Below are 2,323 nucleotides of genomic sequence, written 5' to 3' on the forward strand. Positions count from 1 at the left end.
ATCCCGCCATGAGCCCGCCGATCTACCTCGTGGGTCGGGGCCCCGACCTCACCGGTGGGTTCACCCGCCGTCTCGGGATCACCGCCACCCAGCATGCCACCGATGATCCCGACGAAGGCTGGGCCTGGGTCCGCGAGGAACTCGACCACGGGTATCCGGTGCTGTGCTGGGCCGACATCGCCCATCTCCCGTATCTGCGGGTGCGGCTGAGCATGAGCCGCCACGACATCGTGATCACCGGCTACGACGACCACACCCGTACCGCTACCGTCGTCGACAACGACCGCGCCGACCCCCAACCCGTCCCCTACGACGCGCTGGCCCGCGCCCGCAGCTCCACCGGATTCCCCGTACCCACCCGGCACACCACCTACCGGCTGCGCTACCCCACCCAGCTGCCGCCCCTGGCCGACACCGCCGCCGACGCCTGCCACGCTGCCGCTCGAGCTCTGCGAAATGCCCAGTCACTGCTGCCTGCCGGTCAACTCGACGGGGTGGCCGACCTCGTGCATGGCGCCGGCCTGGACGGCATCAGCGTCTTCGTCGACGACCTGCGGCGCTGGCCCGACGTGTTCACCCCCACGCAACTGGATACCGTGCTCACCGCGCTGGCCGCGTTCATCGACAAGGCCGGCACCGGCGGCAGCCTGTTCCGCCGGCTGCAAGCCGACTACCTGCACTACCTCAACCAGCGCGCCGGCCTGCCCATAGCAGGACAAGCCGCCGACCTCTACGCCCAGCTCACCCAGCTCTGGCACGGCCTCGCCCGCATCGCCACCGCCGACATCTCCACCACCACCCGCGTCACCGCGCTCGCCGACACCGCGGAACATCTCCCCGAACTCGAACAGCAAGGCGCCGATCTGCTCGACCTCCTCGCCCGCGAACTCAGCTCTTGACGCCCCGGAGACGCCGTGACCACTCCCACACCCCTCACCTACCGCCGCGCGGGCCTCACCCTGGCTGGTGACCACTGGACCGCACCACCAGCCACCCCATCGCGCGGCACCGCCGTCCTGCTCCACGGCGTCGGGCAAACCCGCCACTCCTGGCACCACACCGCCGCCCGGCTCGCCGGGCACGGCTGGACCGCGCTCACCCTCGACGCCCGCGGACACGGTGACAGCGACTGGGCACACCCCCACGACTACACCGTCGATCACCTCGTGGACGACCTCGTCCACATCGCCGGCACCCTCAACGACACCCCCGTGCTCATCGGCGCCTCCATGGGCGGTATCACCGCACTGCTCGCCCACGCCGACCACACCATCGCCCGCGCCCTCGTACTCGTCGACATCGCGCCCCAGATCAATCCCGCCGGCGCCGCCCGCATCCTCGATTTTATGACCCGCCACCGCGACGGCTTCGCCACCCTGGACGAGGCCGCCGCCGCGATCGCCGCCTACAACCCCCACCGAACCCGCCCCGCCACCACCCACGGACTCCGCAAGAACCTCCGCCAACACCGCGACGGCCGCTGGCGCTGGCACTGGGACCCGCAACTGCTCCAGTTCATCAGCGACACCTCCGCCCTCACCGACCTCACCACCCGCATGGACACCGCCGCCCAACAGATCACCATCCCCACCCTGCTCATCCGCGGCGAACTATCCGACATCGTCAACCACGACTCCGTCGACCACCTTCTCCACCACATCCCCACCGCCCACACCGCCACCGTCACCAACACCGCACACATGGTCGCCGGCGACGACAACGACATCTTCACCAACCACCTGATCGACTTCCTCAACCACCTCCTCCCCCTTCCACGCGCCGAATCGAGAAAGCGGAGCGGGCCAGGGACATGAATACCGGGACAGCGGCCGACACCGTTCCTCCGGCCTTGATCACCTGGCCTTCTGCCGCTACCGGATTGACCTGTTCCGCAGCTCCCGTGAGGGGAACGTCGGCTGGCCGACGAACGCCATCGCCCCGCCATCGCCACCCAGCTCGGTTACTCGGGCCCGGTGGTGCGTTGTCGGGTCTGTCAGATGAACGGTGGATCTGATCTTGGTTCTCGTTGGTGGTCGGGTCGAGGCGTCCGGGGAAGGTGATCGCGAACGCGTTTAACGGCGCTTTCCAGGCACTTCAGCGCCGCGGCGTCGGAGGGGAAATGACCGCGGGCCTTGATTGCCCGCCGGTAGCGGGCGTTGATCGACTCGATCGCGTTCGTGGTGCAGATGACCTTGCGAATCTCGACGTCGTATTCGAGGAACGGCACGAACTCGGCCCAGGCGTTGCGCCACAACGCCACGATCGCCGGGTACTTGTCCTGCCACTGCTTCGCGAACTCGTCGAACCGGTCGGTGGCCGCCTG

Annotated in this window: 2 protein-coding genes and 1 pseudogene; 2 read left to right on the forward strand and 1 reads right to left on the reverse strand. The window is 68.7% G+C overall.

Annotation, left to right across the window (positions count from 1 at the left end; genetic code table 11):
* The coding region (locus H5411_RS46200) for a BtrH N-terminal domain-containing protein (RefSeq protein WP_183127987.1) at positions 1-899 on the forward strand (899 nt) is incomplete at its 5' end.
* Positions 900-914: 15 nt separating this feature from the next.
* Complete coding sequence (locus H5411_RS46205) at positions 915-1,814, forward strand: alpha/beta fold hydrolase (protein ID WP_110341406.1); 900 nt, start codon at positions 915-917, stop codon at positions 1,812-1,814.
* A gap of 272 nt (positions 1,815-2,086) precedes the next feature.
* Here H5411_RS46205 and H5411_RS46210 read toward each other — a convergent pair.
* A pseudogene (locus tag H5411_RS46210) lies at positions 2,087-2,323 on the reverse strand (transposase); the annotation flags it as partial.

It is taken from the genome of Amycolatopsis echigonensis (assembly GCF_014174495.1).
GTDB classification, from domain to species: Bacteria; Actinomycetota; Actinomycetes; order Mycobacteriales; family Pseudonocardiaceae; genus Amycolatopsis; species Amycolatopsis echigonensis.